Origin of the sequence: Pasteurella skyensis (genome assembly GCF_013377295.1) — a bacterium.
In the GTDB taxonomy this organism is placed as follows: domain Bacteria; phylum Pseudomonadota; class Gammaproteobacteria; order Enterobacterales; family Pasteurellaceae; genus Phocoenobacter; species Phocoenobacter skyensis.
Genome location: NZ_CP016180.1, coordinates 898,022 through 917,507, shown reverse-complemented (window position 1 = coordinate 917,507; position 19,486 = coordinate 898,022). Strand labels below are relative to the sequence as shown.

Below are 19,486 nucleotides of genomic sequence, written 5' to 3'. Positions count from 1 at the left end.
ACAAAATGACACAACAAAACCTGTTAAATTCACTGGCTCAGATGATAACCGAGCAACGTAATCCAAATTCACACGATATTGACCAGCTTTCAGCACTGGAAATTGTGACTATTATCAATAATGAAGATAAAAAAGTGCCTGTAGCGATAGAAAAATCTTTGCCACAGATTGCGTTAGCTGTCGAAAAAATTGTGAATGCTTTCCAAAAAGGAGGGCGATTAATTTATATTGGTGCAGGGACTAGTGGACGTTTAGGTGTGCTTGACGCTTCTGAATGTCCGCCAACTTTTGGGGTTTCATCGGAAATGGTTAAGGGCATTATTGCAGGTGGCGAGCGTGCGATTTGTAATGCAGTTGAAGGAGCAGAGGATAGTCAAACAGCCAGTATTGAAGATTTGCAGCATATTCAATTTTCAGCAAATGATATTTTAGTTGGCATAGCCGCAAGTGGTCGAACGCCTTATGTAGTAAGTGCTTTAGCCTATGCAAAACAATTAGACGCAACAACAGTGGCGATTGTGAGTAATCCACAAAGTAAAATGGCAGAAGTGGCTGATATTACGATTGAAACCAGAGTGGGAGCAGAAGTGTTAACAGGTTCTAGCCGAATGAAATCAGGTACCGCACAAAAATTAGTATTAAATATACTCACAACAGCCAGTATGGTATTAATGGGAAAATGTTATCAAAATCTAATGGTTGATGTAAAAGCAACCAATGAAAAATTAAGAGCACGGGCAATACGAATTGTAATGCAAGCCACAGAATGTGAAAAAGAGCAGGCTGAACAAGTATTAAAAGAGGCAGATAATCATTCCAAATTAGCTATTATGATAATTTTAAGTGGTTTACCAAAAGACCAAGCAAAATTATTGTTAGAAAATAATCAGGGCAGATTAAAACAAGCGGTTACTTCTTTGTGATTTTTTACAAATAACAGTGCTAAATATAGTAATACCGTGGAGACAAGGTATGCCTTGTCTACTAACAAAAAAACAACATCCCCATTAGTTCTCATTTCAACTCGCAAGCGTGCTGTACTTATTTCTAAGCCATCTACACGATGGTTAACCTTTGGCAAGATGTACGCACTCGTAAAATACTTTTCTAAGCCATATACACTATGGTTAACAAAAAAATCGCTCAACCATTGCTCCAAGTGGCGTTGTTAAGCGACTAATTAAAATAATATTTTTTTCATTACTGCTTTTAGGGGATTTTCCGATCATTTTTTTAAAAGTATAACCAAAGCCACTTAATGATTCGTAACCTGAATCAAAGGCGGTGTGAGTGGTGTTCTTTCCTTTTTTTAATTCTTGATAGGCATTGTTTATTCTGTACATTCTTTGGTATGCCTGAAAAGTCATTCCATAATGCTTATTAAACCATCTACGTACAACGTCAGGGCTTATTCCTTTTTGGCGGAGTTGATAATCCGTTATTTTTTCCTTTGGATTTTCTTTCACTAATTGAATAGCCAATTCTACTTGCTTTGGTGCTTTATTTGCATTTTCAGTAGGTTTACAAATTTTACAAGGTCTGTAACCATTGTCTAAAGCCTCTTTGAATGTCGTATAAAACTCAACATTTTCTAATTTGGGTTTTCTGGCTCGACAAGTCACAATGCAAAAAACAGAGGTTGTTTTTACGCCTACAAAAAAGATTCCTACAAACTGTTGATTTCTTTCTAGCAGAGCAGTGTAATAGGTGTCGATGGTCTTTTTATCGGTAATTCGCATTTAAAAAATCGCTTGAAATGATTGGTGATTTGAAATTTCTTGCATTGTATTCTCAAGTTGACGATACATTTTGTCAAACAAAAAATTTCCCATACTTATTCGTTTTACCCCTAATTGATGTAACGTTTTAAAATCAGGAAGATTTGGCATACACATTACATTTAAAGGTAAATTTGTATAATTCACCATCTCTTTTATATCCGTTTCTTTTTCAATACAAGGCAAAAACAGCCCATCTATATGTGTTTTTTCGTACAATTTAATTCTCTTTTTAGTTTCTTCTATCACATTTGGAACACCTAATAGAAAAGTATCGATTCGTACATTTATAAAAATATTGATATTCTCTTTTTTTAGATGTTCTGTTATTTCTTTTAATGTTTTTGCAAAATCATCCGCATTAACCCGTGTCTGAATATCATTGATCACGACACTGTCTTCGATATTAATACCAACAACGCCTAATTGGGCTAATTTTTTAATATGATTAACAATTGTTGCTGGATTTCGGCTATATCCAGCTTCTAAATCAACAGATAATGGCAATTTTGTATTTGAAATAATGCGTTTTACCACATATTCTAATTCTGAAAAACTGATTTTTTCACCATCGTCATAACCTAAAAGTGTTGCAATTGCTGCACTTGATGTGCCAATTGCTTGAAAGTTTTGTTTCTCCGCAATTTTTGCACTAGGTACATCCCAAACATTTGCGATTAGTAATGGTTTAGTCTGATTATGTAATTCTTTAAATCTCATTGCTTATATTCCTAATATGATCCTGTGATATTAGGCAATATACAGTGCTTAAATTGAGCCAACAACCGAAAATTGGACGAGTATTTTTTATATAGCGGTCAGATCCTAATTAAAATTTGCAAAATAAGGGTTAATTTTAGTACTTCATTTAAAATAACTTTTGTAAGTTATATCTTGTATGGTGTATCTGTACAACAATTTGCATTATATTATTACTATCAATTTCTTTTTGAACCATAACAAGGAGACATTATTGCTGATTGTTTTTTATATGTTATGATGGCTCAGAAGTGTATAGTCTATCATCTGAAAAATGATATATAAATAACGTTTTAACTTATTAGTGGAGCATTTTGATGTTAAATATTTACAAAATTAGTTTATTCACTGTATGTATGAGTTTACTAATGTCTTGTGATGGAAGAAATCCTTCGCATAAGTCTCCTATAAAGGCGGATATGTTGATATATACAAAAAAACAGGAATTGTGCTTTAAACCTAGCATATCTAAAAAATTTATAGTTAAAGATGTAAGTTTCACTTTACAAAAACTGCCTGAAAGTCAACAATCACACTCTGTAAGTTATATTTGGACTAAATTTTATGATAATTCGCAATATTTAGGTGAAGAAGTTTGTACTAATTTTTCTGAGCAACTTTCGGCTCCTTTAAAAGTTAACTCTGAATATATTATCTTTATGAATGGATTAGTCGTAAATAAATACCAACAAATAGCTTCTGGTTATCGTTTTTATTATAACAGTCAAAGAAATATTCAAAATCTTGTTCCAATACTTTAATTGTGACATTGTCACGTTTTTTGTAATTTTTAAATACCCCTTTCTTTATTTCCATATTTTAGTAAACTTATCCTATTATTTTAATTATCGATATTTGCAATGAGTAATATTCTAACTGTTACACAACTTAACTATACCGTTCGTAATCTACTTGAAATGGAGCTGGGGCATATTTGGCTGACAGGAGAAATTTCTAATTTTAGCCAACCTGTTTCAGGGCATTGGTATCTTACTTTAAAAGATGATAAGGCTCAGGTTCGTAGTGCGATGTTCAGAATGAAAAATCGATCCGTTAATTTTCAGCCTCAAAATGGAATGCAAGTATTGGTTTGTGCCAAAATCAGTTTGTATGAGCCAAGAGGGGATTATCAACTTATTATTGAAAGTATGCAGATGGCAGGGGATGGTTTATTACAACAGCAATTCGAACAGCTGAAAATAAAGTTATCTGAGGCTGGGTTATTTTCACAACAATATAAAAAAGCGATCCCATCATTTGTAAAAACAGTGGGAATTGTGACATCTTCAACAGGTGCAGCATTACAAGATATATTAAATGTGTTACAACGTCGCGATCCTAGTTTAAATATCATTATTTATCCAACTTTGGTGCAGGGGAGTGAAGCAAAACGTGACATTGTCACAAGTATTGAGGTGGCAAATAGCCGTAAAGAATGTGACGTGCTTATTGTAGGGCGAGGAGGCGGCTCATTAGAGGATTTGTGGTGTTTTAATGAAGAAGACGTTGCCTATGCTATTTTTAAGTCGGATATTCCCATTATTAGTGCCGTAGGGCACGAAATTGATGTAACCATTGCTGATTTTGTGGCAGATCTAAGAGCTCCGACACCTTCAGCTGCAGCAGAGTTAGTCAGTCGAGATCAACAAGATCTATTACGTCAATTACAGCAATATTATGATAGATCTAATTTTGCTTTCGATCGTTTATGGGGAAGTAAGATCACTCAATTAGAACAGCTACAAAAACGTTTAAGCTTTCAACATCCGATGCGTCAAGTTGAATATCAAAAAACACAGCTTGAACAACAAAAAACACTGTTATTAAAGGCGTTTCAACAGGTTATTAAAACTAAAAAGCAGAACATTGTACAACTAAATCAGAGGGTAAAATTAAATCCATTGTCTTCTTATTTAATAAAACAACAACAGAAGCAAGATTATTTAACACAACGTTTAAACTATGCGATAGAAAAAAAATTCACTCAAAAACAGCAATTATTCCAACAATATTGTACTCAGCTTGAAAGTTTAAGCCCCTTAAAAGTATTTTCAAGAGGGTATAGTGTGACAAAAAATAATAATGATGAAGTAATTACTTCAACAAAACAAATAAAAATAGGAGACAATATAAATACTAAAGTATTAGAGGGTGAATTTACGAGTAAAATTATACAAATTAAAAATTAAGATCTATTTATTATTAATATAGTATAAATATGTAAAAATAAACAAATATCTTACCGCTTTAATATTTAAACTCTCTATTATTATTGCAAAATATAATTATCTTATTAAAAAAATAAATAATAAGGTGAATATATATGTTATTTCCCTTCTTTTTGATCCGCAAATTTCTGATAATCACTATCTGAAATATGTTCTAATCCTTTATTAATTAACATTTTTAAGATCTCAGTATCTTTAAAACTGGTTTTAGTGAGAATCACCGCTTTAACGTGTTCTTTTTGGACACGATCCCAAGTTAAGTTATCGATATGCTTTGTTGGCATTTTTAACCCTCTTCTTATAAGTTGTTATAAACAAAGAAATAATAGCAACTTTTTTAGAAAAAACAAACGCTTTATTTATCTAATTTCTGAGAAAATAAGCATTAAACGCAATCTAATTTATTAGAAACTTAGATTTTTCGCATCAAAGAGAGTGATTGCTCACTTTGTAAAGCGTTATTGATTTTAAAAGTAAGTAAATACTTACAAAAAGGCATTTAATATAAGTGTTTACTCACACAGTTGTTTTGAAAAGATCTTTTTTATAACGATAAGGTATAAGGTTTTGATGGAATATGTTGCTCTATTTTAGGATCATAAAAATAGCTAAAATATGTAAAAAAATAGGATGAATAAGAAAAATAGAGTTATCCACTTATCCACAGCGATAAAAAGCAAATTAGTGCAAATGCACAAAGGTGTTATTTTGCATTGTTTTTTAGTAAGTGCTCACTTTCTATTTTGATTTAAAAGGATTATTTTAAAGAGGTGATGTTTTTAGGTTAAAAAATTTAATATAAAGAATATATTTTATTCTCGTTTATTTGAGATATAATATTTGTTCAATTAACGATAAAGGAGTGTATTATGAAAAAGAACAGTTTTTATTTTTATGATCCAATACGTGCATTTGATGTAGGCTTTGATTTTGTGACAAAAGAAAAGCATCATTTAGTAGTTATTGCAAAACAAGCAGGTATTGCACTTGTTAAGTTACTTTATGAAGTTTATGAAAAAGATTTTTCTATACCTTTTAATAAAGAAGAATTAGAAAATGATTATAAAAAGATTGGTGAGTTAGGCGAGTATTTTAAACAAGCAAAAGAAACTAAATCAAAAGAATCTTCAAAATGGAGTTATGAATTAGACTTTGATAAAGAAATATTAAAATTAGATAATATTTTAATTAAATACATTGAATTTTTTGAAAGCGATGATTATAAAAAAATAGCAGAACAAAGATATAAAAAGCTTAAAGCAATGTTAAAAGAAAAATAATAAGGTTATTTTTTTATATTGAAAACAGAAGATGAATATTGGGTTAAAATATATCATATATATTATGTTTTCCAACATTTAAAGTAATAAAATAAGCGGTATGATTTAAGCAAAAATTTGCAAATTTTTTACAGGATCGTGTACCGCTATATTATTTATGTTTTACTAAATGCACGAAGCATACAATTAAATATGCCATAAAACATAAATTAATCATAATGCCAATTTCAAAGAATAACATATTCAAATTTCCTACAGTTTTATACAGTCATTTTATATAACCTTAACTTCGCATAATGTATATCAAGATTATGTTGAATTTGAGTGCTATACCATTTTTTAATAGTGCGAAAATTTATACATAATCTGCATTATGCGATGTTCTTTCCCTTCCAAATATAACCATATTTATAAATAATATAGTTAAAAATACCGCTTTAAGCGTGCAGCGGATTTGCCGCAGCACGCCAAAAGCGGTATAAAAATGACTTATTTTTGATGATAAAGGGGATTATTAAGGGGCTTGCCCCTTGATATAGCGTAAGCGTAGCTTGGATATTTATTTGAAAAAATGAATTAGTTGTGCGTAAAAATGTTTTTCAGAAAACAAGAAAATACTCACCCCCTATTAGACCAAATTCCGATATATAATCTTAAAAAATGTTTGAATTATAGAATTAAGTTGAATTTGCTCCGTCCACTATCTTTAATAGTGGACTCTAATAGTAATAGTGGACTCTTGTCTCATTTTGAGACAAAATAGCTTTTTTTTTTAAACAATTCTAAAATTCTATCTTTTCAGATTTTCGCATTATTAACCAAGTTTTTATTAGCTGTTTTATAGCGTATTGATCTTCTTCAGGTAATTCTTTTAATGCTTTTTCTAAATATGAGAAACTTTCGGTTTTTTCACCATAGATAATTTCTTCTATTGCAACTCCTAAATTAGCAGCTATTGAAACTACTGTATTTATTTGTGGGTTATTTTGTTCACCGCTTTCTAATTTTGATATTTGCCCTTTTGATATTCCGCTCATATCTGCTAAATCTTGTTGGCTTATTCCTGCTGATTTACGAATATGTTTGATATTTTCACCGATATGTTTCATATAACTCTCTTTTATGTTTTTTTTTGTATTATTCAGTATAGTTTTTTTATAGTTTTTTTATAGTTTTTTTCATATTTTATTATTTTAATACAAAAATTTGCATTTATAATATGTTACTAATATACTTGTTTACATTAAGTTTCCTAAATGAAGAATTTTAATGATTGATTTTTTGAAAATTTCTATTAGTTTTAAAGAAAGTGAATTGCTCATCCTTAATGATGGGGAGACTGCTTTTTTAAAAACGTCTTTAGAAGTTATTGCTAAAAAATCAGGATTAAAATTATCAGCTGGCAATGTTTCTTTTGAAATTGACGGTGATTTACACCTTTCAGAACTTCGCCATCCTTATGAACAATTACCAAGCCATTTTTCAACTTTAGCAATAAAGATATGGCAGGGGAGTGATAATCTTTCAAAAATGCCTTTTTTAGAATTAAAAGCAAGCCCAGCGAAACTATTACAGGGTCATAATGTTTTCGGTTCGACAAATATTGAACTTTGTGCTTTTGAAATGTTGAATACTCTTGCTGTTGGTCGTCCTGAACTTTATGAAATGTTAGATATATCCTCTGCAACAGTTGATTGGATTGATGTTACTTATTCTGCTCATATTCCTAATGATAGCCTACAAAAACAGTTAATTGCATTTTTAAAAAATATTCATTCAGGTCAATCAAAACAAACTAGATTTAACCGTGATTATGAAACAACAGTATGCTGGAACACAGGAAGCCGTAGAAGAACATTAAAAGCCTATTTAAAAGGTTATGAATTACATAGAAGAATAGGGGAGCTTCAAAACCAATTGATGAAGTGTAAATCTCCTTATTTAATGAACTCATTAAATATTTTAACTGATATTAGATTACAAGAATTTGCAAAGAAATGTGTTAGATTTGAAGCTAGATTATTACAACGTTATTTAAATGATAAACATATACCAAGAAATTTGTTTGATTTAATTAATTATCAAAAAGCTTATGAAAAAAATGGTGAAGATTTAATAAAAGATTTATGGATAGAAGCTTTTAAAGATATATTTGATGCGATTGGAGAAACAAAAATGAATGTTTATAATGAAGAAAAAATTATTAATTTATTACGTAAAAATTATTTAAAAATCACCCCTAAGGGTAATGTTAGTTATTCAAAAGCAGATCGTTTGTATGGGTTTTATGAGAGATTATTAGATCGTGGTTATGATAACGTTTATCGCTCTATGTCTCGTGAGACTTTTAGACGTAATTTGTATGATTTAATGGCGATCGGTCTTACAAAAGCACAATTACAAAATTTAAAATCTAAAGAAAAAAATAATATTATTCCGTTTATGAAATTAGTAGAAATTGATTTCACCCATCAAAAACCATCTTGGTATATTGAACCAAATTACACATATTTAAAAGCAGCTTAAAGGAGCGTTAATTAATGAAAGATCTATCAAATTATTTGTTAAAAGTTGAAATTTTACCTGACTCAAAAGTTGTTGAGCGTTCTGGGGTAAGTGAAAAAACGGGCAAAGAGTGGCACATTAAGACTCAGCAGGCTTATATTCATTTAGGTAAACCTTACCCTTCAGAATTTAAGATAAAGGTTCCTGACGGCTCTGAGCCTTATCCTGAAGGATTTTATTATTTACATCCTTTATCATTTAAAGTAAGTTCTTATTTAGATAATATACAGCTTAATGATATTGTACTTATTCCTGTTGATGAATATTAATCTCCTAAACTTCGCATAATGTATATTATGTTAAATAGAAATTATAAATCTTTTATTCTTAGATAATGATTAAAGGAAATTACTCTATTTAGTAAATTTTAAATTATAGCTACCAGAGTGTTTAAAATTTGGTGATTGGTTTGGTTTTAGTTGAAATTTTACATAAACATCCATACTACACATATCATCAAAATTGAGGAACTTTTTTTTCCAATTATCGGTTTGGTGTTTTAAGCCTTCTATAAACTCAACATCTGCTTTTATTTCACTGCCATTATTATTTAAAATCACATTTGTTGCTTTTGCAAAACTTTGTTCAGTGTTAGATGATACAATATTACTACCATTAATTTTCAACTGACTAAAAAATGAATCTTGCCATTTTTCTCTAATCCATTTGTATCCTAAAGGATCTTTTTCACAAGAACTGTTCAAAACTTGAGTATAAAAACGAAAAATACCTTCATTTCCATTCGGATAGTTTTTATTATTTGCCTCTTTTTGTAAATAATAAGGAGGGGCTGTCAGTGAAATATTAGATAGGTTCAAATTGCTATCCAAAGTAACACTAGATACTCCATAATTATGTACTTGAGGTGATGCATTACCAAAAGCAATCACAGCGCCACTATTATTGCTGGAAGCTGAATTTAATAGGTCTGTCGCATCATATTTAATGTGAGAGTTATTATTCAACCTACAAACTTTTATAGGAGAATAAACTACATTCCACCATTCAGAATGAATTTTTTTTGCATTATTCCAACTCTCTGCAATAGAATTTCTGCATAATGGAATTTTTGAAAAAGTACTATTTGATATACATAACAAACTGATTATACATAATTTTTTTATCATAATGAGGCTTTCCTTATAAATTCACATCAAACAATATTGCATCTTTTACTGTCACTTTTTTAGCCAACTTCCCTGCTATTTTAATCATATACTCCCCTTTTGATAAACCGATCACTTGATAGTAGCCATAAGCACCTGTATAAGTTTCAGTGACTTTTTTATCCTCTTTATAAAATTCAATCTTTACATTCTCTTTTTCAGTGAGCAATTGTCCTGAAATACCAAAGGTTTCCTCTAATTTGTAATCAACGATAGTAGGTGCTGCTTTAGAGACTTTGATTATTGGCTCTGGTAAGTTATTTGATTGATATTCCAGAGGTAAATTCCCCGTTGGGAAAGTTAATTTATAAATACCCTCTTTGATATTTTCAATCCGATATTGATTATCTGCCATCTTATAAGCATCTACCAAGTAGTTATCTAGCTTAAACTGCACCTTCTTATCAAGTTGTAAAGAGTGTGGATTATTGGTATTAAGATTTGCAATAACGGTACCATAATGACTCGGTTTATAACGACCAAAATCTATACTGTCATCTTGATTAAGAAAATCTACACTAAATTGTAAATAAAAGTAGTCTTCATCTTCAATTTCTTGAGCCATATTATCGATATTTTGATCGTCTTCCAACTGATTTTTATGATAACCAAGACGAATAGATCCATAATCATTAGGGCGATATTGCCAGTTAAAATCATAGCTATTCTGCTCATCATAATAGCCTATTGCAGTATGAAATTGATGTTTATCATTATATTCATAATCTAAATAAGCGCGATAAGCGTTACTTTCTTGCTCTTCCCAATGAGTGACAGAAGCCCCTGTATCCAAGTTTTCTGTTAATTTTTTACTTATGTGTAACGCTTGTTTATCTTGATCCCAATCGGCACTAATATGCGTATCGTTAGGAATAATATCCCAATTGATTCCGTAGTGGTAATCATTGTTTCGATCTCTGTGGATATTAAACCCAAAATATTTATGAGGTCTTGCATTTAGATAAGCGGTAAAATATTTATCAGTTTCTTTAGTGTCTATTTTATTATAGTTACCCTGTAACCCTAAGTTAAAATAATCCGTAGGGTGTAAGTTAATATTAAGGCGTTGCTGAGTTCTTCTCTTTTGCTGAATATTGCTCAACACTTGTTTATACAAGGTATGTTGATAATTATAATTAATAGAGAAATAATCGTTATTATAGTTTAAATAAGAGTCATAAATTTTCTCTTTGGCTAAATTTTGATAGGATAAATCCAGATTTACGTTAAAAGGTAACCCTATATTCAATCCAAACATTTTTTCGTAAGGTTGTAAGTGACTCTCTCCAATTAATTTGGTGACACTGCCACGGACAGCAATATTATTAGTTAGCCCATATTCACCGTATAAATGAGAAATAATTTTTTCGCTTTTCGAGACACTGTCACGCTTGTTGAATAAATTCCCTTGTCTTCCTAAGCCTGCTTCAATCAGTACTTCATCTGTTGCAACATTAGAACGTCGTGTTGATAAAAAAGGTTTATAAATTTCAATAGGTGCTTCAGATACGCTATATTCAAAAATAGCAACTTCTACATTATAGTTATTCGCATCATAATTTGCTAAATTTAAACCTATAAATTGATACTTTTTATCTAATGCAATACGCACACGAGCAATAGGACGTCCATTAACTCGCAACTCTGCAATCCCTCCAGCAGGTCCAATACCTTCAATATTTCGAATTGAAGAATAATGATTGCTACTTAATAATTGCTGGGAGCCACTTCCTGCATAGGCTAAATGTTTGGTTATGGATTTATTACTGTAAGCAAACGTTATTCCCGTATAACGATCACTGCTTAAACCATAACTATTACGACTATTCCCTACTCGTAACGCCCAATTTTCGGCAGCTTTAACCCAGTATAAATTATCAATACTGACGGAATCCTTCTTCTGCTCGTCTCCATTTGATAACTGATTGATTTGATTTTGATAGTTTAAATCTGCACCCCATAATCCTCCGCTTAAATATCCGACTAAACCAATATTGACGCCATTATTATAAGAAGAACTTTTCCCTTTTTTACGTAAATTAGCATTGCCTTGCACTGTTATTCCACCTAAACCAAATAATTTTGGATAAAAATCAATTTTATTGGGTTTAGATGCCTTTTTTTGTTTAGAAAGCGCTTTAGAGTGTGCAAATGGATTTTTATTATCCCAAGGAATATACAATTTTATAGCAAGTAACGATTGATTATAAACGGCATTTATTCCTAAATATTTTAGAGCATTTAAAGGCAAATAAAGACTATTTTGATAAGAAACCGTCTCTGTTTTAGGTATATTGGCATCGCCCAGTGGCAAATGAAATTGCCACTCTTTAACTGTTTCATTAGAGGGAGAAATCCCCATTTCTTGAACAATTAAATCTAAAGGTACATAGTAGCCTTTGTCATTTTTTAATACATCAATATTGGTAATTTCTTTATCATTGACAAATAGCCCAACTAATGCAATTTCATTTGTAATATTATGATTTATATTTGCATTTTGTTGAGCATAACCCAAATTTGGGATCGCAGTAAAAAGGAGTGCGTAACTGAGGATATGCTTGGTTGAACATTTTATTGAATCAATCATTTCCCTCTCCTCAATCCCTAATATCCAATTAGTGATCGAAAAATTTATTTTATTATTGTTGTTATTATAGTAAAAGAGAAAACGCCATTACTTCGTTGTCACAATTATCGGCAATCCATAACTCGCCCCTAAGGTAACCGTGATAGATTTAGTTTTTTGATCAATATTGAGTGGACTTTCAATATGATTATCAATTTTTAACATTGCATAATGGGTCTTTTTAGGAAAATTTGACGGCGGTCGAATCGATAATCGCACCGTTTGTTGCCCATTCGGTGGAATCACAAAGTTTTTAGGGTTAATAATTGTCCACGGCACTAAGGTTTTCTTACTTGGTTTGATTGCTCGTTTTGCCTTATTTACATCAACTAAACTCAATTTAATGGATTTAGCTTTAGTGGGATTATAATTATAAATCACAAACGATTTATCTAATCGCTTTCCTTTGCTAACCATAACCGTATTTTCAATACGGGGTGGTGTAATGCCTAACTGAGGTGGAGGCAATTCTCCATTTTTCTTTACTACGATTTGCGTAGAATGTACAAAACTCGCTGTAGCAAATGCCACAGCAAGTAATACATATTTTTTTGAAATAGATAGTTTCATTGTGAAATTATTTACCTGTTAAGGTAAGTTTAAAGGTGTCTTTATCTGCTGATTTATATTCACCAGATTTAGTTGCACCAGCTAAGTTCATATTAAATAAAATATCTCCTTGTTGTGGCGCCCATTGTGATTTTAACTCAATAGTTGCATTAGGAGTCTCACTTCCAAGTTTTAGTTGCTGATCTGAAATTGTAATACTCTCAGATGCATTGCTTGCTCCTCCTAATTTTAGAGTAGGTTGTTGAGCTTCTAGCTTTAAAGTTACTTTATCATTACTAATACTTCTTACTGCCTAAGCATTTTTTAATTTTACTTTGACATCATTTTTAAAACTAGGTATGTCTGTTATAGTTACATCACCATCTAAAGTATACGGTTGATTATCTGCAAAATTTACTGTTTTATTGCGAATTGTAGTATCGCCATAGTTTGTTGCCATATTCTCAAAAGTTAAATGCGCCTCATCCCAATGATACAAGACTAACACTTCAGGAATAGTGACTTTAAAATTGGTTTCTCCACTTACCTCTTGTGCATTAATACTTGTTGTCAGAGTTAATCCTAATAGACTGGCTAATAATAGTTTTTTCATTTTTATGTTCCCCTCTCTTAATAGTCTTAATAAAAATAGGGTCATAATTCTATCATAAAAAAAGAGTTTATGAATAGCCTTGTAGCTTGTATAATGTGAATACTTTTACTTTTTGAACATTTTATGAACATTACTCTTCCTCCTTTAAGCCTCTATCTCCATATCCCTTGGTGTGTGCAAAAATGCCCTTATTGTGATTTTAACTCACACGCTCAAAAAGGAATTATTCCCGAAGAGGATTATATTCAGCATTTGTTAAAAGATTTACATCAGGATCTAATCCGTCATCAAACTGCGATACAACAACGTAAACTACACTCTATTTTTATTGGTGGGGGAACGCCGAGTCTGTTTTCACCGCAATCTATTGCATATTTACTCAATGAAATTAAGCAGTTAATTGATTTTGATGAAAATATTGAAATTACGTTAGAAGCAAATCCGGGTACTGCAGAGGCAGAGCGTTTTATTGGTTATGCTGAAGGGGGGATTAATCGTCTTTCTATGGGTATTCAAAGCTTTGAGCCTGAAAAATTATTAAAATTAGGACGTATTCACGATGGTAATGAGGCAAAACAAGCGGTACGATTTGCACAACATTCTGCAAAATTTGGTTTAAAAAGTTTTAATATCGATTTAATGCACGGTTTACCCAATCAATCTGTAGATCAAGCATTAAGCGATCTAAAACAAGCCGTTGAACTCTCCCCGCCTCATTTATCTTGGTATCAACTGACTATTGAACCAAATACCTTATATTATTATCGCCCACCTGCGCTACCCTGTGACGATGAATTGTGGGATATTTTTGAGCAAGGACATCAAATTTTAACAAACGCAGGTTATGAACAATATGAAACCTCTGCTTATGCAAAAAAAGGCTTTCAATGTAAACATAATTTAAACTACTGGCGATTTGGTGATTATCTTGCGATAGGTTGTGGCTCTCACGGTAAAATCAGTTATTCTAATGGTGATATTTATCGTTTTAATAAAACAAAGCATCCAAAAGGCTATATGCGTGGTGAGTATTTATATCAAGAAAATCAAATAGAAATTGATGACCGATCATTTGAATATTTTATGAATCGTTTTCGTTTACTAGAAGCTACACCTAAAATCGAATTTGAGCAATACACAGGATTAAATCGCAACAGCGTCACGCAAGAAATTGGAAAAGCCATTGAAAAAGGCTATATAATAGACACAACTAACCACTGGCAAATTACCCATAAGGGAAAATTGTTTTTAAATGAGCTTTTAACGATTTTTTTGAAATAATTTTATTAAAATTACAAGTTTATACAAGAGCGGTTGCTGAGCCTGTCGAAGCATTAGCCCTTGTGTTCTCATTCTTCATTAGCAACCCTTCGACAAGCTCAGGGAGCGAAAACTATCAATATTTGATTTCTAATATATTTTCACCCTTCGATAGTTTCAGTAATCGGTAACTATCTCTTATTTTCTCAATAAATAATATTGATAAATTTCAATAAGTCCTTTCGTGCTTGTAGATTTAGCAACAAAATCAACAATATCTTTCACTTGCTGACTTGCATTATTAGGGCAAGCTTTTTGTTTACAAAGTTCCATAAAACTAATATCTCCCATCGTATCCCCTACCGAAATAGCATCTTTAAGGTTTATATTAAATTCTTTGGACAACCATAATAATGTATTTCCTTTATTAACATTCAGAGGTGTAATATCAACTGCCGTTGTTGAATGTGCGATATGAACACCTTTCAGATCAACTTTATCTAAAATTAGGTTATACAAATACTCAATACTAACTCCTATCGGATTTAGGCTAATGCATATTTCTTTGCCTAGTTCAATTTTAGAGATATTCGCAAACTCAGGCAGTGTTGTTAAAATTTCTTGAATTTCTTTTAAATGCTGTTTTGTTTCAGGTGTTATATTAGGATTATAAATAATCTCTTCCGTTTCTGTATGGTAAATATAAGCCCCATTTTCACAAATACACCAAGTTTTCAAATCTAACATTTGTGCGATTGCTTCAACATAAAGCGCAGAACGTCCAGTGCATAACATTGTTCCCTGCTCTGCTTTGTGTATCTGTTGTTTTAATTGATTTAAAGAAATTAAATCAATAGGTTGTCCTTTTCCATCAGTAATACAGCCATCAATATCTAAAATAAACATAAATATCCTTAATTATATAGCGTTGATATGCCATATAGTATATATCAAATTAAACCCTGTTATGGAAGGGACTTGAAACTATAATAAAAAAAAGGATATAGTAGGATTGATGTAAATAAAAAATTGTATGATTAGGGATCCTAATGAACGATAAAAATATTTTTGACAAAATCGAAGCTCTTCAAGATCTGAAAAGATATCGACAAGCTATTCAATTATGCTTAAACCATATTGGTTACCAAAATGAACATAATGATGCTTTACACTGTCGATTGATAGAATGTTATATTTGTTTAGATGATCTAAAAAATGCGGAAAAATTTACCAAACAAGCCTTAGCAAAATATCCAAATAATTCAGACTTTTATTTTTACTATGCTCAAATTTTCAATCAAAAAAAGCTTTATGATTATGCGATTGAATATATTGATAAAGCTCTTGCTCTGGAACCTAATTTTGCTAATTATTGGTATTGGAAAGCAGATATTTTAGATAGCCAGCTAGAGTATTTAGAAGCGAAGGAGTGTATTTTAAAAGCCTTAAAAGAGAACAGTAATGATACTGATTTTTTAAATCTTTATGCAATAATTTTATTAAACCTTGATGATGATAAATATAATACTATTTTAGATAAAATTTTAAGTATTGATCCTCATAATATAGATGCTTTAAGACTTAAAGCTGCACTAGAAAAAACGTGGTGGAAACAGAAACAAGCCTATTTAAAAACCTTAAAACTCAATCCTTTTGATGACACTTTACATTCATTACTTAAAAAAAATAAACTTGAATTTATTGCCTTTTTTTCCTCTTTATTTATCTCATTAGCAATTTTATTAACTAATTTATATTTTAATGTTCCAGTGATTGCAAATATATCACTTGTTTTAATTTTAATTATCAGCTTAATGCCCTTGGTGTTATATAAAATAGTTTATTTGTTTATTTTTATTGCGTGGTTTTATGTTTTTTATGATACTCATCAACCAGTATTAAGTATCATTGCATTAAGTGTACATACCTATGTATCTAAATTGGTTTTAATGATTATTAAAGGAACTTTTCTTCTTATTTCTGAATATCTCACGCAATTAAAAAATAGCCGTGAATACAAGCCTAAAGTTAATCCAAAAGAATTTATTTTAGCAAAAATCCCTTTTATTGTTTCAGTGCTAATCGTCGGATTTTATTTTTTACATATACCACAACAAAGCTTAAAATGGACACTATATACTGCTCTGCCCTTTTTATTATTTTTTATCCAAATGGGATTTGATTTTAAACAACTTAAAAAAGAAACTATAAATATCATTGTTACTTACGGATTTTTAGCCTTTTTTAACTTAATTATCAATGGGTTTTATCAGCCATTAGCTGAAATTTCCTTTGAATGGGTTGCTTATACTCTCTCTATATTATTAACAATACTTATCGTCTATCTGATTGATTTTAGAGATGATGATATATCGTCAAAAAATGAAGAAAACAAATAATACTAAAATTTAATTAAGGAATTTTTATGAAAAAAAGTGAACAAAAATATCAAAGAAGTAATGAAGTTTTAGCAAATAAGGATGACTTTAAAGAAGAGCAAGAAATGGACGAAGTATTAGCTCAAGGTGAAAAAAGCTTTCTCTTTCAAAAAGATTTGAAGTTAAATTTTGATGACGTTGCAGGGCTTGATGAATTAAAGAAAAAAGCCAATATGAAAATTATTATGCCCTTTAAAAAACCTGAACTTTTTCAAAAATATAACAAAAAAGTCGGTGGTGGGATCTTAATGTATGGTGCTCCAGGCTGTGGTAAAACCTTTTTTGCCAAAGCGATTGCGGGCGAATGTAATGCCACTTTCTTCCACGTTAGTATTAATGAAATTCTGGATATGTGGCTAGGTAATAGTGAAAAGAATATTGCAGCCCTTTTTAAACAAGCCAGAGAACACAAACCAGCTATTATTTTTATTGATGAATTAGATGCACTAGGTGGTAAACGTGAATCTAACCACGCTAGCCGAGCCAGTGTAATCAACACTTTTCTGGCAGAACTTGACGGTTTTGATACCGATAATGAGGGTATTTTGGTGATCGGTGCAACTAATGCCCCTTGGGAAGTGGATAACGCTTTCAAACGAACAGGACGTTTTGATACGATGTTTTTTGTGACACCTCCCGATGAATCATCTCGATCAAAACTGTTTGAGCTTTTACTAAAAAATATTCCCCACAAAGATATTGATTATGGCAAATTAGCCCAAGAAACAAATTTCTATTCAGGTGCGGATATCAAAGGGATTGTTGATAAAACCACAGAAGTAGTTTTAGATGAAATTCTTGAAATAGGCAAAGAGCGTGACATTGTGACGGAAGATTTGCTTGGAGTGATTGCCACAACAAATTCAACTGTACTCCATTGGTTTGAACTGGTGGAAAATGTACTAGATTATGCCAATGAAACGGGCGAATATGATGAAGTGGAAGAATTTGTACAGTTTAATAAGCCAAATAAACCTAAAAAGAAAAGATTGATGGGCTTTTTGTAGATAAATAATTTGTAAATATCAGATTTACCGAATAACCGTAACACTTCCCTAAAAAGAAAAGTCAGTTAGAATATACGTTGACTTTTCTTGACGGAGATAAGTGTTATGTATAAACAACTGACTTTAGAACAAATATACCAGATTTCTTACGGATTGCAACATAAACATAGTTATAGACAAATAGCTAAAGTTGTTGGCTGTAGTGCTACAACTATTTTTAATGAGGTAAAACGTAATACAGGCACTAGAGGTTATAATCCTCGTGGTGCGAATAAAATGTGTCGTCAAAGACATCGTAGGAAACGAAAGAAAATAACAATCACACCTCAAGTTTGGTCTATTATTTATTTTTACTTAAAGAAGAGATTTAGTCCTGAACAAATTTGCTATACAGTTTCTAAAATTAAAGAGCTTGGCATTAGCCCCAGAGGTATTTATGCATATATAAAACGGCATTTTCATCGTAAAGATGAGGTTTATAAATATCTACGGCGAGGCAATAAAAAATATCGTAAAAGAAGTAAGTCGGTAGGAGCAATCATTAGAAAAATACCCAATAGAGTATCTATTCATGATAGACCTAAAGAAATAGAAACAAAAGAAGAATTGGAGCATTGGGAAGCAGATACAATACAAGGAAAAGGGCATCATACAGGAATATTAACTTTAGTTGAGAGAAAAACGGCTTATACAGTAATTGTAAAATTAGAAGGTAAAAATGCCCGTTGTTTAGCAAAGCGTTGCATTAGTACTTTATTGCCTTATAAAGAAAAAGTTAAATCAATAACTTTTGATAATGGTGTTGAATTTTTCTCTCACGAAAAGATAGCAAATGAGTTAGAATGTAAAACCTACTTTGCAGATCCTAATAGTCCTTGGCAAAGAGGATTAAATGAAAATACAAATGGATTAATCCGTCAGTATTTTCCAAAAGGAACTGATTTAAAATCAGTTGCACAAGAGGAATTAGATATAGTGGAAAGAGAGCTTAATCTTCGTCCTAGAAAACGACGAGGATTTCACTCTCCTTCTGAGTTATTTTAAGTGGTGTTACGGTTATGAGGTAAATGTACCATTTTTATTAAAATCTAACCGCTATCTATTTGTTTTGTAACAAAGCAAAAAAAATGAAATACTGATTTCAGAAAACACTAAAATATAAAAAATAACGGCTCAAACGCTTATAAGGTTAATACTTTTTATCCACCAAAACT

At 31.0% G+C, this 19,486-nt stretch carries 19 protein-coding genes; 10 read left to right on the top strand and 9 right to left on the bottom strand.

Going from position 1 to position 19,486, the window contains the following annotated elements:
• Positions 1–5: 5 nt before the first annotated feature.
• A complete protein-coding gene (murQ, locus tag A6B44_RS04390; protein WP_090920848.1) occupies positions 6–923 on the top strand; it encodes an N-acetylmuramic acid 6-phosphate etherase in 918 nt (305 codons plus the stop codon).
• A 204-nt stretch (positions 924–1,127) separates the two neighbouring features.
• Here murQ and A6B44_RS04385 read toward each other — a convergent pair whose 3' ends face one another.
• Together A6B44_RS04385 and A6B44_RS04380 are read right to left on the bottom strand one after the other, a co-directional pair.
• Positions 1,128–1,739: a bifunctional transcriptional activator/DNA repair enzyme AdaA gene (locus A6B44_RS04385; protein WP_218061393.1), complete on the bottom strand. Its 612-nt coding sequence runs from the start codon at positions 1,737–1,739 to the stop codon at positions 1,128–1,130.
• Positions 1,740–2,498, bottom strand: coding sequence for an isocitrate lyase/PEP mutase family protein (locus A6B44_RS04380; RefSeq protein WP_090920846.1), 759 nt, complete (start codon positions 2,496–2,498; stop codon positions 1,740–1,742).
• Positions 2,499–2,854: 356 nt separating this feature from the next.
• Between A6B44_RS04380 and A6B44_RS04375 the strand changes: the two genes are divergently transcribed.
• Both A6B44_RS04375 and xseA read left to right on the top strand, forming a co-directional pair.
• Positions 2,855–3,298: a hypothetical protein gene (locus A6B44_RS04375; protein ID WP_090920844.1), complete on the top strand. Its 444-nt coding sequence runs from the start codon at positions 2,855–2,857 to the stop codon at positions 3,296–3,298.
• A 99-nt stretch (positions 3,299–3,397) separates the two neighbouring features.
• Positions 3,398–4,726 (top strand): exodeoxyribonuclease VII large subunit, encoded by a 1,329-nt coding sequence (xseA, locus tag A6B44_RS04370; protein WP_090920842.1) that lies wholly within the window; start codon positions 3,398–3,400, stop codon positions 4,724–4,726.
• A 137-nt stretch (positions 4,727–4,863) separates the two neighbouring features.
• On the opposite strand, the gene A6B44_RS04365 is transcribed toward xseA, so the two are convergent.
• Positions 4,864–5,049, bottom strand: a complete 186-nt coding sequence (locus A6B44_RS04365; RefSeq protein ID WP_090920839.1) for a hypothetical protein — start codon at positions 5,047–5,049, stop codon at positions 4,864–4,866.
• 585 nt (positions 5,050–5,634) lie between these two features.
• Between A6B44_RS04365 and A6B44_RS04360 the strand changes: the two genes are divergently transcribed.
• The gene (locus A6B44_RS04360; RefSeq protein ID WP_090920837.1) at positions 5,635–6,045 is read left to right on the top strand and encodes a hypothetical protein; all 411 of its coding nucleotides are present in this window, start codon (positions 5,635–5,637) and stop codon (positions 6,043–6,045) included.
• Between the two features lie 782 nt (positions 6,046–6,827).
• Here the strand turns inward: A6B44_RS04360 and A6B44_RS04355 are convergent.
• Positions 6,828–7,154 carry a helix-turn-helix domain-containing protein gene (locus tag A6B44_RS04355; RefSeq protein ID WP_090920835.1) on the bottom strand — a complete coding sequence of 109 codons (327 nt, stop codon included), beginning with the start codon at positions 7,152–7,154 and terminating at the stop codon, positions 6,828–6,830.
• 160 nt (positions 7,155–7,314) lie between these two features.
• Between A6B44_RS04355 and A6B44_RS04350 the strand changes: the two genes are divergently transcribed.
• The gene (locus A6B44_RS04350; RefSeq protein ID WP_090920833.1) at positions 7,315–8,571 is read left to right on the top strand and encodes a phage/plasmid replication protein, II/X family; all 1,257 of its coding nucleotides are present in this window, start codon (positions 7,315–7,317) and stop codon (positions 8,569–8,571) included.
• Between the two features lie 14 nt (positions 8,572–8,585).
• The gene (locus A6B44_RS04345; RefSeq protein ID WP_090920831.1) at positions 8,586–8,879 is read left to right on the top strand and encodes a single-stranded DNA-binding protein; all 294 of its coding nucleotides are present in this window, start codon (positions 8,586–8,588) and stop codon (positions 8,877–8,879) included.
• Between the two features lie 84 nt (positions 8,880–8,963).
• On the opposite strand, the gene A6B44_RS04340 is transcribed toward A6B44_RS04345, so the two are convergent.
• The 4 genes from A6B44_RS04340 to A6B44_RS04325 all read right to left on the bottom strand — a co-directional run bounded on the left by A6B44_RS04340 (position 8,964) and on the right by A6B44_RS04325 (position 13,567).
• Positions 8,964–9,737, bottom strand: a complete 774-nt coding sequence (locus A6B44_RS04340) for a hypothetical protein (protein ID WP_090920829.1) — start codon at positions 9,735–9,737, stop codon at positions 8,964–8,966.
• Between the two features lie 13 nt (positions 9,738–9,750).
• Positions 9,751–12,366, bottom strand: a complete 2,616-nt coding sequence (locus A6B44_RS04335) for a TonB-dependent receptor (RefSeq protein WP_090920827.1) — start codon at positions 12,364–12,366, stop codon at positions 9,751–9,753.
• Between the two features lie 87 nt (positions 12,367–12,453).
• On the bottom strand, positions 12,454–12,975 hold the full coding sequence (locus tag A6B44_RS04330) for a hypothetical protein (protein ID WP_090920825.1): 522 nt from the start codon (positions 12,973–12,975) through the stop codon (positions 12,454–12,456).
• A gap of 292 nt (positions 12,976–13,267) precedes the next feature.
• Positions 13,268–13,567, bottom strand: coding sequence for a hypothetical protein (locus A6B44_RS04325; protein WP_090920823.1), 300 nt, complete (start codon positions 13,565–13,567; stop codon positions 13,268–13,270).
• Between the two features lie 123 nt (positions 13,568–13,690).
• Here A6B44_RS04325 and hemW point away from each other — a divergent pair, with 123 nt between their 5' ends.
• Positions 13,691–14,848 (top strand): radical SAM family heme chaperone HemW, encoded by a 1,158-nt coding sequence (gene hemW, locus A6B44_RS04320; RefSeq protein ID WP_090920821.1) that lies wholly within the window; start codon positions 13,691–13,693, stop codon positions 14,846–14,848.
• Positions 14,849–15,025: 177 nt separating this feature from the next.
• Here hemW and A6B44_RS04315 read toward each other — a convergent pair whose 3' ends face one another.
• On the bottom strand, positions 15,026–15,733 hold the full coding sequence (locus A6B44_RS04315) for an HAD family hydrolase (protein ID WP_090920819.1): 708 nt from the start codon (positions 15,731–15,733) through the stop codon (positions 15,026–15,028).
• Between the two features lie 143 nt (positions 15,734–15,876).
• Between A6B44_RS04315 and A6B44_RS04310 the strand changes: the two genes are divergently transcribed.
• The 3 genes from A6B44_RS04310 (at position 15,877) to A6B44_RS04300 (ending at position 19,316) form a co-directional block, all read left to right on the top strand.
• Positions 15,877–17,226 (top strand): tetratricopeptide repeat protein, encoded by a 1,350-nt coding sequence (locus A6B44_RS04310; RefSeq protein WP_090920817.1) that lies wholly within the window; start codon positions 15,877–15,879, stop codon positions 17,224–17,226.
• Between the two features lie 26 nt (positions 17,227–17,252).
• The gene (locus A6B44_RS04305; RefSeq protein WP_090920815.1) at positions 17,253–18,272 is read left to right on the top strand and encodes an ATP-binding protein; all 1,020 of its coding nucleotides are present in this window, start codon (positions 17,253–17,255) and stop codon (positions 18,270–18,272) included.
• Positions 18,273–18,377: 105 nt separating this feature from the next.
• Complete coding sequence (locus tag A6B44_RS04300) at positions 18,378–19,316, top strand: IS30 family transposase (RefSeq protein ID WP_176673462.1); 939 nt, start codon at positions 18,378–18,380, stop codon at positions 19,314–19,316.
• Positions 19,317–19,486: the final 170 nt, after the last annotated feature.